Annotated in this window: 11 protein-coding genes; 7 read left to right on the top strand and 4 right to left on the bottom strand. The window is 25.3% G+C overall.

Annotation, left to right across the window (positions count from 1 at the left end):
* The first annotated feature begins 41 nt into the window (after positions 1 to 41).
* Positions 42 to 1043: an RluA family pseudouridine synthase gene (locus G9C01_RS00925; protein ID WP_166265239.1), complete on the top strand. Its 1002-nt coding sequence runs from the start codon at positions 42 to 44 to the stop codon at positions 1041 to 1043.
* On the opposite strand, the gene mgtE is transcribed toward G9C01_RS00925, so the two are convergent.
* Positions 1038 to 2396 carry a magnesium transporter gene (mgtE, locus tag G9C01_RS00920; protein ID WP_166265236.1) on the bottom strand — a complete coding sequence of 453 codons (1359 nt, stop codon included), beginning with the start codon at positions 2394 to 2396 and terminating at the stop codon, positions 1038 to 1040. The genes G9C01_RS00925 and mgtE overlap by 6 nt on opposite strands.
* A 161-nt stretch (positions 2397 to 2557) precedes the next feature.
* Here mgtE and leuS point away from each other — a divergent pair, with 161 nt between their 5' ends.
* From leuS to rpoN, 6 genes are all read left to right on the top strand, one after another.
* Positions 2558 to 5344 carry a leucine--tRNA ligase gene (gene leuS / locus G9C01_RS00915; protein WP_166265233.1) on the top strand — a complete coding sequence of 929 codons (2787 nt, stop codon included), beginning with the start codon at positions 2558 to 2560 and terminating at the stop codon, positions 5342 to 5344.
* 124 nt (positions 5345 to 5468) lie between these two features.
* Positions 5469 to 6896: a Glu/Leu/Phe/Val family dehydrogenase gene (locus tag G9C01_RS00910; RefSeq protein ID WP_166265230.1), complete on the top strand. Its 1428-nt coding sequence runs from the start codon at positions 5469 to 5471 to the stop codon at positions 6894 to 6896.
* Positions 6897 to 6935: 39 nt separating this feature from the next.
* On the top strand, positions 6936 to 7664 hold the full coding sequence (pyrH, locus tag G9C01_RS00905; protein ID WP_166265227.1) for a UMP kinase: 729 nt from the start codon (positions 6936 to 6938) through the stop codon (positions 7662 to 7664).
* Positions 7657 to 8211, top strand: coding sequence for a ribosome recycling factor (gene frr / locus G9C01_RS00900; protein WP_166265224.1), 555 nt, complete (start codon positions 7657 to 7659; stop codon positions 8209 to 8211). Before pyrH ends, frr begins: the two co-directional genes overlap by 8 nt.
* Position 8212: 1 nt before the next feature.
* Positions 8213 to 9616 (top strand): asparagine--tRNA ligase, encoded by a 1404-nt coding sequence (gene asnS, locus G9C01_RS00895; RefSeq protein ID WP_207573365.1) that lies wholly within the window; start codon positions 8213 to 8215, stop codon positions 9614 to 9616.
* 3 nt (positions 9617 to 9619) lie between these two features.
* Positions 9620 to 11083, top strand: coding sequence for an RNA polymerase factor sigma-54 (rpoN, locus tag G9C01_RS00890; protein WP_166265221.1), 1464 nt, complete (start codon positions 9620 to 9622; stop codon positions 11081 to 11083).
* Here rpoN and G9C01_RS00885 read toward each other — a convergent pair.
* From G9C01_RS00885 to metE, 3 genes are read right to left on the bottom strand one after another with little or no spacing between them, the layout of a single operon-like run.
* Positions 11078 to 12436, bottom strand: a complete 1359-nt coding sequence (locus G9C01_RS00885) for an aldehyde dehydrogenase family protein (protein WP_166265218.1) — start codon at positions 12434 to 12436, stop codon at positions 11078 to 11080. The two genes, rpoN and G9C01_RS00885, sit on opposite strands and share 6 nt — an antisense overlap.
* Positions 12437 to 12442: 6 nt before the next feature.
* Positions 12443 to 12886: a SufE family protein gene (locus G9C01_RS00880; RefSeq protein ID WP_166265215.1), complete on the bottom strand. Its 444-nt coding sequence runs from the start codon at positions 12884 to 12886 to the stop codon at positions 12443 to 12445.
* Positions 12887 to 12938: 52 nt separating this feature from the next.
* Complete coding sequence (metE, locus tag G9C01_RS00875) at positions 12939 to 15245, bottom strand: 5-methyltetrahydropteroyltriglutamate--homocysteine S-methyltransferase (protein ID WP_166265213.1); 2307 nt, start codon at positions 15243 to 15245, stop codon at positions 12939 to 12941.
* Positions 15246 to 15252: the final 7 nt, after the last annotated feature.

Raw genomic sequence — 15252 nt, 5'->3', positions numbered from 1 at the left:
AAATTCAAATAAAAGAAAAAAAAAGAATAGAATCGAATTAAATGAAAAAAATAAAAATTATTGTAGACGAAAATCAAAAAGAAATTCGCATTGATAAATTTTTGAAAAGTAATATAGAAAATATTAGTAGAAATCAAATTCAAAAATTAACTATTTCTGGAAAAGTTCTAGTAAATCAACATACAGTAAAAAAAAATTATAAGATTAAACCTTTGGATTTTGTAGAAATAGAAATTTCTAATATAGAAATATTAGATCATTTAGAATATGAAAATATTATTGCAGAAAAAATAAATCTTAATATTATCTATGAAGATGAAGATGTTATTGTTGTTAATAAACCTGCAGGAATGGTGGTACATCCTGGTTTCGGTAATGAAAAAGGAACATTAATTCATGGAATAAAATATCATTTTCAAAATAAAAATTTAAATGATTTTAATTTATATAGAAGTGGATTAGTTCATAGATTGGATAAGGATACATCAGGGTTGTTAGTTATAGCTAAAAATGAATATTCTAAAAAATATTTATTTCAACAATTTAATTCTAAAACAATTCAAAGAGAATATAGAGCCTTAATATGGGGAAATTTACTTGAAGAAAAAGGAATTATAACTGGGTTTATTGGAAGAGATCCTAAAAATAGAAAAAGAATGACCCTTTTTAAAAAAAATGAATATTATAAAGGAAAATATTCTGTAACACATTATAAAGTATTAGAGAGGTTTAAATATTTAACATATGTTTCTTGTAATATAAAGACAGGAAAAACACATCAAATAAGAGCTCATTTCAAATATTTGGGGCATCCATTATTTCATGATTCAATGTATGGTGGAAATAAAATTTTTATGAAAAAAAAATGTTCGAACAAAAATATAGAATTTTTTAAAAATTGTTTAAAATTATTATCAAGACAAGCTTTACATGCTATATCTCTTTCTTTTATACATCCAAAAAATGGAAAATGTTATTTCTATTGTCCAATTCCTGAAGATTTTAAAATCGTTTTACAAAAATGTAGGAAAATATTTTTATAATAAAATTCCATCTAAAAGAAAACAAGATATAGAAAAATATATGATTAATCCTACTACATCTACCAATGTAGCTACAAAAGGAGCTGAAGAACTAGCAGGATCTCCTCTTAATTTTTTAATTATGAAAGGAAGCATTGCCCCACTTAATGTCCCCCATAATACTACTCCAATCAAGGATAAAAATACTGTAAAACCTACTAATATACAGTGATCACCATAATTAAATAAATTGAGTTTATGCCAAACTATAATACGGATAAAACCCGTTAATCCTAAAATACTACCTAAAAAAAAACCACAAATAATTTCTCTTCGCATAACAATCCACCAATCTTTTATTTTCACTTCTCCCAAAGCCATTGCTTGTATAATTAAACTTGCAGCTTGAGACCCACTATTTCCACCACTTGAAACAACTAAAGGAATAAACAAAGCAAGAACTACAGCTTTTTCTATGACACTTGAAAATCTTTGCATCACTGTTGTTGTTAACATTTCCCCTATAAATAATAAAATTAACCATCCAGCTCTTTTTTTAATAAGTTTGAATAAAGAAACATTTAAATAAGATTGATGCAATACTTCCATTCCTCCTATCTTTTGAAAATCTTCTAAAATCCATAAAAGATCATCTACAATTACAATTCCTAATAAAAAATTATGATCGTCTATAACTGGAAGTGAGATTCTATTACTTATAGAAAATATTTTAGTAGCTTCTTTTTCTGTATCTGTTATATTTAAAGTTTCAATATTTTGACTATTTATTAAATCAGATACCTTTGTATTTGGATCGACTAATAGAAATTCTCGTATTTTTATATCATTGATTAATTTTCCTTTTTGGTCTATTATATAGACAATTTCTATAACATCACTATTTATAGGGGAAATGTTAAAAACATTTTTTACTTCTTGCCGAATATAATCCAAAACTTTTTGTACACTCCAAGTTTTTTGAACTGCAATATAATATGGGATCATAAAACGACCTACACTATTTTTAGGATATCCTAGATATGCTAAAATTCTAGATTTATCTTCTGTATTCAAATATTTTATTAAATCTTTTAAAAAATTTTTAGAAATATTTTCTAAAAAATAAATACGATCATCTACTGATAGACTCTTTAATAATTCCATTTTTTTAGCAGAAGGCAAATTTTTTATAATTTTTTTTCTTATAGAAAAATCCAGTTCTTTAAAAATAGAAATAGCTTTACATAATTTTAATACACTAAATATTTTTATAACATCATTAGGATTATGATGAATAATTTTTATTAATCTACTTATAGTTTGACTATTTATAAATTTATCGTTATTTAAATAATCTTGATCCTCATTAAACATTTTTTTTGTAGAAATTTTGACGAGTATTTATTTTTATAACAATTGAATTTATTTCAGCAGTAAATAAAACAATTTTTATATTGTTATGCAGAAATAACATAAATAAATTAAAATTACGGAATAAAATCATTGTAATATTTATGTATTAAAAAAAATAATAAATGGAATATAATTTTCGTAAAATAGAAAAACGTTGGCAAATATATTGGAAAAAATATAATATATTTTATACAAAAGAAAATAAAAAAATAAAATACTACATTTTGAATATGTTTCCTTATCCTTCTGGAACTGGACTTCATGTTGGACATTGTTTAGGATACATAGCTTCAGATGTTTATGCAAGATATAAACGAGTAGTAGGATATAATGTTCTAAATCCTATAGGATTTGATTCTTTTGGTCTTCCTGCAGAACAATATGCTATACAAACAGGAAAACATCCTCATAACACTATTATGAAAAATTCATGTAGATATAAAGAACAAATAAATAAAATAGGACTTTCTTTTGATTGGAATAGAGAACTATACACTAGTAATCCAAATTATTATCGTTGGACTCAATGGATGTTTATTCAAATTTTTAATTCTTGGTATGATAAAAACAGTAAACAAGCTAAACCTATAGATTTTCTAATTGAAGAATTTAATCAAAATGGAAATCATTTTATTAACGCAAGTACAACATCAAATTATAAATTTGATTCAAAAACATGGAAAAAATTAAATTCATACGAAAAAGAATCTATTCTTTTAAATTATAGATTAGCTTTTTTATGTAATAATACTGTTAATTGGTGTCCAGAATTAGGAACAGTCTTAGCTAATGATGAAATAAAAAATGGAAAAAGTGAAAGAGGTGGATATCCAGTATACAAAAAAAAAATGTTACAATGGCATATAAGAATTAGTGCATATGCAGAAAGATTATTAAAAGGATTAGATATTATCGATTGTTCTAAATCTTTAAAAAAATTACAATCCAATTGGATAGGAAAATCAATAGGAACTTCTATTTTTTTTAAAATTTTATATCCTATTGGTGAAATTAATCAAATCGAATTATTTACTTCTTATCCAGAAATGATATTTGGAATGACTTTCATTATATTGTCTCCAGATCATCCACTTTCAGAAAAAATAAGTATTTTTTCTTTACATCATAAAGATGTTTTTACATATGTGAACAAAGAATTTTGTATAGACGAAAATACAAAAAATATTTCAGGTGTTTTTACAGGAAATTATGTATTACATCCTTTTATTCAAAAAAAAAGAATCCCCATTTACATTAGTAATTTTTTCTCTATAAAAAATCAAACAAAATCTATAATAGGAATACCTGGACATGAAGAAAAAAGTAAAAAATTTGCTCAAAAATTTAATATAGAAATCATAAAAGTTTTAGATTTTAATGAAAAATGTATTAATTCCAATTTTTTAAATGGATTTAATCGTAAACAAGCAAAAGAAAAAATAATCAAAATTTTAATCACAAAAAAAATAGGAGAAACTAAAACTAGTTATAAAATTCATGATGCTGTTTTTTCCAGACAAAGATATTGGGGAGAACCAATTCCCATTTATTTTAAAAATAAAATTCCCAAAATAATTCCCCTAGATCAGTTACCGATTATGCTTCCAAAAATAGATAATTTTCATACGATCAATGACAAATCTCCATTAGGTAGGGCAAAAAATTGGGCTTGGGATGAAAAAAATATGAAAATTGTTCCTAACATTCTTATTGACCAAAAATATATATTTCCAATAGAAACTAGTACAATGCCTAGTTGGGCAGGATCAAGTTGGTATTTTCTTAGATATATGGATGTTCATAATAATCAATTTTTTATTGATAAAAAAAAAGAAAATTATTGGAAAAATGTTGATTTATATATTGGTGGGGCTGAACATAGTACAGGTCATTTGATTTATGCTAGATTTTGGCATAAATTTTTATTGGATAGAGGATGGATAACTACTGAAGAACCTTTCAAAAAAATATTGAACCAAGGAATGATTTTAAGTTATTCTGCTATTATATTTAAAGTAACAGGAAAAAATATTTTTGTATCTTATGGATTATTAAAAAATAAAAAACATGCATATTCTTCTTTTCAAGAAGTATATGTAGATATTTCTTTAATTAAAAAGAATAATGAATTAGACATTAATAAATTTAAAAAATATAGATTTGAATTTTATTCTTCTATTTTTATTTTGGAAAGAGGGATCTTCTTTTGCAAAAGAAAATTGGAGAAAATGTCAAAATCTAAATATAACGTAATAAATCCTGATGAAATTTACGAAAAATATGGATCGGATGTATTTCGTATTTATGAAATGTTTTTAGGTCCCATTTATCAATCTAAACCTTGGGATGAAAAAAAAATAAATGGAATAAAAAATTTTATGAATAAATTTTGGTGTTTATTTCATAAAAATAAAATTTTTAAAGTAAGTGAAATAAATCCAACATTACAAGAATATAAAATTTTACATAATGCTATAAAAAAAATGCAAGAGAAAATGCAATCTTTTTCCTGCAATACTTCTATTAGTTTATTAATGATAACAACGAACCAATTAACTGTATTAAAATGTAATAAAAGAAAAATACTAGAACCTTTAGTTCAATTGATGGCTCCATTTGCTCCTCATATTTCAGAAGAAATATGGTATAAATTGGGTCATAAAAAATCTATTATATTTTATAATTTTCCAATTTTTAATGCAAAATATATAGTAGAAAAAGAAATAACATATCCGATTATGTTTAATGGAAAGTTAAAATTTGTAGAAAAATTTAATTATAACACTTCAATAAAAGAAATAAAACATAAAATTTTAAATCATCCTAAAACAAAATTTGTTTTGAAAAAAAAGACTTTACAAAAAATAATTTTAATACCTAAAAAAATAATAAATATTTTATTTAAATGAATTTTTTGAAATGATTTCATCTTTCAATATTTTAATTAATGTAGATTTGTAGATAATGTGGCATTCATTTTTGTTTGTATTTTTTTTCATTTTCATTTTATAGAAATGTGTAAAACTTTTTTTTATGTCAAAAAATCAAAATAAAACTGGGGCATATAGTTTTTTTAATTGTATAGAAAAAAATTTTGATAAAGCTGCACGATTTCTCTCTATTGAAAAAGGTCTTCTAGAACAAATTAAAGCTTGCAATGCTGTATATAGAATGCATTTTCCTGTGAAAATGGGAAAAGAAATTAAAGTCATTGAAGCATATAGAGTTCAACATTCTCATCATAAACTTCCTTGTAAAGGAGGAATCAGATATAGTATGAAAGTGAATCAAGATGAAGTTATGACTTTAGCAGCTTTAATGACTTATAAATGTGCCATAGTTGATGTTCCTTTTGGAGGGGCTAAAGGAGGTATAAAAATTGATCCACAAACTATATCAACAGAAAACATAGAAAAGATAACACGTCGTTATACCTCCGAATTAATTAAAAAAAATTTTATTGGACCTGGAATAGATGTTCCCGCTCCTGATTATGGAACTGGAGAAAGAGAAATGAGTTGGATTTTTGATACTTTTTTATCTCTTCGTTCCGGTGATGTAGATGCATTAGCTTGTGTTACAGGAAAACCTGTTTCTCAAGGAGGAGTAAGAGGAAGAAAAGAAGCAACAGGGTTAGGCGTTTTTTATGGAATAAGAGAATTATGTAATGTAAAAGAAGATATGAATTCTATTGGTCTTGATATAGGATTAATTGGAAAAAAAATTATAATACAAGGATTAGGAAATGTAGGTTATCATGCAGCCACTTTTTTTCATAAAGCAGGGGCTATTATAATAGCTTTAGCAGAAAGAGAAGGTGCTATTTATAACGAAAAAGGATTAAATGTATCCAAAGTTTTTTCACATTTAAAAAATACTGGATCTATATTAAATTTTCCAGAAGCAAAAAATATAGAAAATACGGAAAAAGCTTTAGAATTAGAATGTGATATATTGATTCCAGCAGCATTAGAAAATGTAATCCATAAAAATAATGCAAATCGTATTAAGGCTAAAATTATTGGAGAAGCAGCAAACGGACCTATTACACCTGAAGCTGATGAAATATTGGAAAAAAAAGGAGTAATTATTATTCCTGACATTTATTTAAATGCAGGAGGAGTCACTGTTTCTTATTTTGAATGGTTAAAAAATTTAAGTCATGTACGTTATGGTCGCATGGAAAAAAAATTTAGCGAAAATATGAATGCAGAATTATTACAAGTTATAGAAACAATTTGCAAAAAAAGAGTTTCAACAAAAGAAAAAAAAATTATTCTAAGAGGACCAAGAGAAATAGATTTTGTGCGTAGCGGGTTAGAAGATACAATGATAAATGGATTTCACAAAATCCGTGATTTAAAAAAATCATCAAAAATAGAAAATATGCGTACGGCAGCATTTGTATTAGCTATCAATAAAATTATTGATTCTTATGAAAAATTAGGAATTTTTCCATAATATCCTTAATATCCTTTATTCAGAAAAAATATATTTTTCATGAAGTATAAAAGATCATTATTGAAATTAAGTGGAGAAGCTCTTATGGGAGAAAACGAATTTGGATTTCATTCTACTCGTCTTAAACAATATGCTGAAGAAGTGAAAAAAGTGGTAGAAATGGGAGCTCAAGTAGCTATAGTTATTGGAGGAGGGAATATATTTAGAGGATTTTCTAGAATTAAAGAAAAAACTATAAATCGTATAAAAGGAGATTACATGGGGATGTTAGCAACTGTTATTAACGGAATTGCTTTACAATCATATTTAGAAAATGTTGGAATATGTACCTATATTCAGACAGCTATTAGAATGGATGAAATAGCAGAACCTTTTGGTAAAGATAGAGCAATACACCATCTTGAAAAGGGAAGAGTTGTAATATTTGTAGCGGGATTAGGAAATCCTTATTTTACAACAGATACAGCTGCTGTTTTGCGCGCTATAGAAATAAAAGCAGATGTATTATTGAAAGGAACTAGAGTAGACGGGATATATACAAAAGATCCAGAAAAAGATAAATATGCTAAAAAACTGAAAAATATATCTTTTGATATGGCATATCAAATGGGAATTAAAGTTATGGATCAAACAGCTTTTATTCTAGGAAATGAAAATAATTTACCAATTATCATTTTTGATATTAACAGAAAAGGAAATTTTCAAAAAGTAATTTCTGGAGAAAAAATAGGAACTATGGTTTCTAAAAAAAAAGAAGATTATGGATGAATTAAATAACATATTTCTGTCTTGTAAAAAAGATATGGAAAAAATTTTTAATAAACTGAAAAAAGAAATTCATCGTGTTCGATTAGGAAGTCAATCCGTCTCTTCTTTTTTAAGTAAAATAAAAATAAAATGTTATGGAACCTTTTTCCCACTTATAGAAGTGGCTAATATATCTATTATAGATAATATGAATATTTCTATTCATCCTTGGGACCGTTCTATTATTTCAGAGATAGAAAAAACCATTATCAATGCTAATCTCGGTTTTATGCCAACTAATAAAGGAGACTCTATTTATATACATTTGCCTATAGTTACAGAAGAAAGTAGAAAGAATTTAATGAAAAAAATCAAATCACAAACAGAGCATGCAAAAATTCTCGTTAGAGAAATTAGAAAAAAAAATAAACAACATATAAGAAAATTAAAAATATCAAAAGATTTTTCTAAAACAGGAGAAAATCATATACAAAAAATAACGAGTGAATACATAAAAAAAATAGAAGATTTCTTTCTTTATAAAGAAAAAGAAATATTGAAAATATAAAATGATAAGAAAATATTTAATTAAAGAATTACTAAATAAAGGAAAATTTTTGATAGACAAAGAAGTATTAGTTGAGGGATGGATCCGTTCTTTTCGTTATTCTATTTTCATTACTTTAAATGATGGATCTACGATTAGAAATTTACAAATTGTTTTATCTAAAAAATTAGATAAAATAATTAAAAAAATAACAATAGGAAGTTCAATTAGAGTCATAGGAATAGTTAAAAAAAGTATTGGAATAAAACAATATATTGAACTTCAATCTTCAGATATAACTATATATGAATCAGTAGACCCAAAAATTCTTCAAAAATCTATTTTGCAACCTAAAAAACATAGTTTAGAAAAACTTCGTGAACAAGCTCATTTACGTTTTCGAACAAACATTTTTAGTTGCATTATGCGAATTCGTCACCATATAGCATTTTGCATCCATAAATATTTTCATGAACATGATTTTTTTTATATTCATACTCCAATTATTACGACTTCAAATTGTGAAGGAACCGGAAAAATGTTTCAAATTACAACTATGGATTTAAAAAATTCAAAAAATTACACAAAAGATTTTTTTAAATGTCAAACTTATCTCAGTGTATCTGGACAATTAGAAGCAGAAACAGCTTCTTTAGGCCTAGGAAAAGTATATACTTTTGGTCCTGTATTTAGAGCAGAAAATTCCAATACTTCACGACATTTATCTGAGTTTTGGATGATTGAACCGGAAATTGCTTTTTATCATTTAGAAGAAAATATAAATCTGGCTGAAAATTTCTTAAAATTTATTGTAAGATATATTATTGATAATAGCATAGAAGATTTGATTTTTTTAAATCAATGTTTAGAAAAATGGAATCAAAAGAAAAAAAATTTTCTTTTAGAAAAATTAGAACTTATTTTAAAATTCCCATTCAAACAAATTAGTTATACAGAAGCTATAAAAATTTTAGATCAAGAAGAAAAGAAAAAAAAGATAAAATTTTTCCATCCAATTATTTGGGGAATGGATTTACAATCGGAACATGAACAATATTTGGTAGATAAATATTTTAAAATTCCTGTAATTATATTTGATTATCCTTGTAGGGTTAAAGCTTTTTATATGCGTATGAATAATGATGGAAAAACTGTTAGAGCTATGGATATTTTATTTCCTGAAATAGGAGAAATTGTGGGAGGATCTCAAAGAGAAGAACGTTATGATATATTATTACAACGAATGAAAGATACAAATATTGATATAAATAAACTTTGGTGGTATTTAGATACACGCCGTTTCGGTTCTGTTCCTCATAGTGGATTCGGTTTAGGTTTTGATCGTTTAGTTCAATTTATTACAGGAATGAATAATATTCGTGATGTTATCCCATTTCCAAGAACTCCAAATAATGCAGAATTTTAAAACATGTTAAAACAACAATTATTGCAAAAAGGACAACATAAACTTTCTCCACAACAAATTAGATTAATGAAATTAGTTCAATTATCAACTTTAGATTTTGAACAAAGAGTTCAACAAGAATTGGAAGAAAATCCAGCTTTAGAAGAAGAAGATAGTTCTAATTTTGAAGAATATTCAGACCCATCAGAAGAAGATGATATAAATACTATAGAAGATCAAAATCAATCTGTAGATCTATCTGAAATAGATGAATATTTAAGTGATGATGAAATTGAAGATTTCAAGATCAATAATCAAAATTATGATAATATAAAAAAACATATTCCTATTGTTTCTGGAATTTCTTTTCAAGAATATTTAAAAAATCAATTGCATACATTTCGTATGAATGAAAGAGATTTATTAATTGCTGATTTTATATTAGGAAATATCGATAATGATGGTTATATAAGAAGAAAAATGTCATCTATAGTAGATGATATTTTTTTAATACTTGGAATATCTATTACCACAGAAAAAATAGATAAATTACTGATAAATTATATACAAAAATTAGATCCTATAGGTGTCGGTTCTAGAAATTTACAAGAATGTTTGCTAATTCAATTAGATCAATTAGAAAAAAAAAAAATTCCTAAAGAAGTTTTTTTAGCAAAAAAAATTGTACGATATCATTTTGAATCTTTTGCAAAAAAACATTATAAAAAATTACAAAAAAAATTAGGAATAACAAAAAAAAATTTACGTAAAGTTCTTGATCAAATAAAAAAATTAAATCCTAAACCAGGAAAAATGTATTCCGATAACACCAAAAATTTAGATCATATTATTCCGGATTTTAACATTGATATTTTAGATGATCAATTAAAACTATCTATAAATCAAAGAAATATTCCAGAATTAAAAATATCTTCTTTATATTTAGATATGTTAAAATCTTATAAATCGGAAAAAAATATAATCCAAAATGAAAAAACCATTGTTTTTTTAAAACAAAAAATAGATTCAGCTAAATGGTTTTTGGATGCCGTTCAACAACGTCAAAATACATTGATGATAACAATGAATGCTATTATGGATTATCAGAAAGAATATTTTTTAACTGGAGATCCCCTGAAAATAAAACCTATGATTTTAAAAAATATATCCCAAAAAATTGGAGTAGGTATATCTACTGTTTCGCGTGTAGCTAACAGTAAATATGTGAGTACACCATATGGCACTTTTTTAATAAAAAGTTTTTTTTCTGAAAAAATGATCAACCAAGAAGGTAAAGAAATCTCCTCGATTGAAATCAAAAAACTTTTAGGAGAATCAATAGCTAAAGAAAATAAAAAAAAACCTTTTACTGATGAAAAATTATCCCAAATACTTAAAAAAAAAGGCTATTTAGTAGCTAGAAGAACCATTTCTAAATATAGAGATCAAATGCATATTCCTGTTGCAAGAATGCGAAAAAACTTATAATTCTTTTAAAATTACAGTTTTCCAATTAGAAAATTCTTTTATAGATAAAGTTGATAATTCTCTACCATATCCTGATTTTTTTACTCCTCCAAAAGGAAAACGTGAATCTGATTTTACTATTTCATTAATAAAAACCATTCCTGTATCTATTTTTTTTGAAATTTTTTCCGCTTTCTCTAAATCTTTTGTCCAAATAGAAACTCCCAGTCCATATGGTGTATTATTTACAATATCAGAAATTTCTTTTTCTTGAGAAAAAGAAGAAATAACACCTATAGGCCCAAATATTTCTTCTTTTTGGACTATGCAGTTATCATTTTCTATTCTTAATAAAGAAGGAGAAAGAAAATTACCATTTTTAGTAATTTCCAAACATATTTTTCCTCCATTTAGAATAATATTCTTATATTGCTGATACAATTTTTTAGTTAAATCATTACGCGAGATATAACCTATCTTAGTTGATTCATCATATAAATCTCCTCTATTATATGTTTTCATTTCTTGTATAACTGCATCTATAAAGTCATCTATTATGGCTTCATCTACAATAAATCTTTTTGCAGAAATACATGTTTGTCCTGTATTATTTAATCTAGATTCCGTTGCTAATTTTGCTATTTTTTCTATATTTTTTACATCTTTCATAACTACAAAAGCATCATTTCCTCCTAATTCTAAAACAGATTTTTTAACATATTTTCCAGATAATGAACCTATAATACTGCCTACTAAAGTGCTTCCCGTAAAAGTAATTCCTTGTATGGCGGGATGAGCTATAACAGATTCTATCTGATTTGTATCTATTAATATAACCTGAAAAACTCCTTTAGGAAACCCAGATTCTAAAAATATTTTTTCTAAAAGTAAAGAACATCCCGTTGTATTAAGAGCTGATTTTATCATTATCACATTTCCTAATAATAAATTAGGAATAGTAGATCTAATTGTTTGCCAAATAGGATAATTCCAAGGCATAATTCCTAATATTACGCCTATAGATTCAAACTTTACATAAGAAATTTTATATTCAGTATAAATTTTTTTAATAAAAGTAGATTCTTTTAATTCACAATAATATTTGCACAAATAAATACTTTTATATATCTCTGTATAAGACTGAGTGATAGGTTTACCCATTTCCTGAGTAATAGAAAAAGCCATAATGTCTATGGTTTTTTCCATATAAAAATATAATTGTTTTAAACATTCTATTTTAGAATTTAATGGATAATTTTTCCATTCTTTATATGCATTTTGAGCTTCAGATAATTTAGCCTGAATATTTTGATTAGATAAAAAATAATAAGTTTTTAATACATTATCATCTACAGGATTAATAGTATGAAACATATCATTTTAAATTTGTCCGTTGAGTCTAACAGAAATTTTAGCATTAAAAGCTATGGCATAAAATTTTATCTTTTTTAAAAATAAAAGCATTCCATTAGCTCGAATAGGAGATAAAAAAGTTTGAAATCCTATTTCATAAATAAAATTAGCATTAGAAGAAATAATTTCAAAAGGAAAAAGTCCTGAATATACTCGAATCATGAGAGCTGCCATTCCTCTAGGTAATAGGGCATCACCATCCGCATCGAAAAAAATGCGAGATCCATTAAATTTAGCCTCTAACCAAACTTTGGATTGACAACCATGAATCAATTTATCTTCAGATTTGAAAATAGAAGGTTTTTCAGGTAATTTTTTTCCTAAATCTATCAAATATTCATATTTTTCCTCCCAACTTTCAAGAACTTTAAACTCCTTTTTTATTATTTCTTCTTTTTTATGCAAACTCATGACTAAATTTTTATATCAACATTATAACATGAAAATATAATATACACTTTTCTTATTTATATGAATTGATTAATTTTAATCTTGCCATTTTTGCTGCTTTTGTCATATTGTAAAGTGAAGATAATACTTCCTGCCATTTTCTAGTTTTTAATCCACAATCTGGATTCACCCAAATATTCTCTATAGGTAATTTTATAGAAGCTTTTTTTATTAAATCAAACATTTCTTCTACAGAAGGAATTCTTGGAGAATGAATATCATATACTCCGGGGCCCATTTCATTAGGATAATAAAAATCTGAAAAGGCTTTTAGCAATTCCATTTTAGATCTGGAACTTTCTATAGTAATAACATCTGCATCCAAATCTGCTATATGTTGAAATATATCGTTAAATTCACTGTAACACATATGTGTATGAATTTGGGTTTCATCCTTTACTCCACATGAAGAAATACGAAAAGCCTTAATTGACCAATCAAAATAAGATTTCCAATTCTTTTTTTTCAAAGGTAATCCTTCTCTTATAGCTGGTTCATCTATTTGAATAATTTGAATTCCAGATTTTTCTAAGGATAAAACTTCTTCTCGAATAGCCCAAGCTATTTGATAAGCAGTATGAGAAATAGGTTGATCATTTCTCACAAAAGACCATTGTAAAATGGTAACGGGTCCTGTGAGCATTCCTTTCATTAATTTTTTTGTTTGAGATTGAGCAAAACATGTCCATTCAACAGTCATATCATCAATACGACTAACATCGCCATAAATAACAGGAGGTTTCACACAGCGACTTCCATAACTTTGAACCCATCCATTTTCAGTAGAAAGTATTCCTTTTAGTTTTTCTGAAAAATATTCTACCATATCAGTTCTTTCAAATTCTCCATGAACTAATACATCTAAATCTATCTCTTCTTGTTTTTTAATAACATCTATAATAAAACTTTTAATTTTTTCATTATATTCTTCTTCACTCAATTTTTTTTTTCTAAATAAATTTCGCAAACTACGTATTTCCCTCGTTTGAGGGAACGATCCTATAGTTGTAGTAGGAAACATAGGAAGATGAAATTTTTTTTTTTGTTTTTTTTGTCTAATATGAAAATGATTCTCTCTTTGTATATCTTGATTTGTTATTTTAGTTATTTTTTCCTTTATTTTTTTATCATAAAAAATAGAGGAAAAAAATGATTTTTCTAATAAATAAGAATTACTAAGTAAAATCCTTTTATCTCCTTTTATAATTTTTTCTAAATCATTTAATTCATAAATTTTTTGTTTCGCAAAAGACATTCTATTTTTTATCTCCATATGAATAGAATTTTCGTATTCTATATCTATAGGAACATGCAAAAGAGAACAATTAGGAGCAATCATTATTCTATTTTCTCCTATAGATTCTATTGTTTTTTCTATTTTTCGAATAGAATCAGCATAATTATTTTTCCATATATTTCTTCCATCAATAATTCCTAAAGATAAAATCATTTTTGACTTTCCTGAAAAAAAAGAAAGTATTTTTTCCAATTGATTTGAGTCTTCTACTAAATCTATATGTACCCCTTGAACTGATATATCTTGAAGAAGATCTATATTTTCTGACATACCATCAAAATAAGAAGTTAACATAATATTGATACCATAACAAAATTTAGATATTTCTTTATAAGCATATTTAAATACTTTTTTTTCTTTTTCAGACATATCTAAAACTAAAATCGGTTCATCTAATTGAATCCAATGAACTCCTTTCTTTTTTATTTCATTTATAATTTTTATATAAATGGGAACCAAATTCTCTATCAAATCCATTTTATGAAAAGACTTTTCTTTTTCTTTTCCTAAAAATAAATAAGATACAGGTCCAATGAGTACAGGTTTAATTTTTTTTACCGATTTTAATATTTTTTTAGATTCCTCTAATTCATAAAAAATTTTTTTCGAAAAAATAGAAAATTTTTGATTTTTATCAAATTCTGGAACAATATAGTGATAATTAGTATTAAACCATTTAGTCATTTCCATAGCTTTAATATCCCATCCATTTTTTTGAAATCCTCTAGCCATAGAAAAATATAAATCAATATTATTATGAATGACTGGAATCGAAATATAAGATTCCGGAATGACTCCTAATAATAAGGACATATCTAAAACATGATCATAAAAACTAAAATCATTACATGGAATCAAATCCAACCCCGCTTTATTTTGTATTTTCCAATTTTTATCTCTTATTTTTTTTCCCACTTCAAACAAAGCATTATAATCAATTTTTTTTGACCAATAAGCCTCACAAGCTTTTTTTAACTCTCTTTGTATCCCTATACGAGGATAACCCAAATTATGTTTCAGCATAAAATAA

Origin of the sequence: Blattabacterium sp. DPU (genome assembly GCF_011290385.1) — a bacterium.
Taxonomy (GTDB): domain Bacteria; phylum Bacteroidota; class Bacteroidia; order Flavobacteriales; family Blattabacteriaceae; genus Blattabacterium.
The sequence above is the reverse complement of the archived record's forward strand: the minus strand, read 5'-3'. Positions and strand labels throughout refer to the sequence as shown.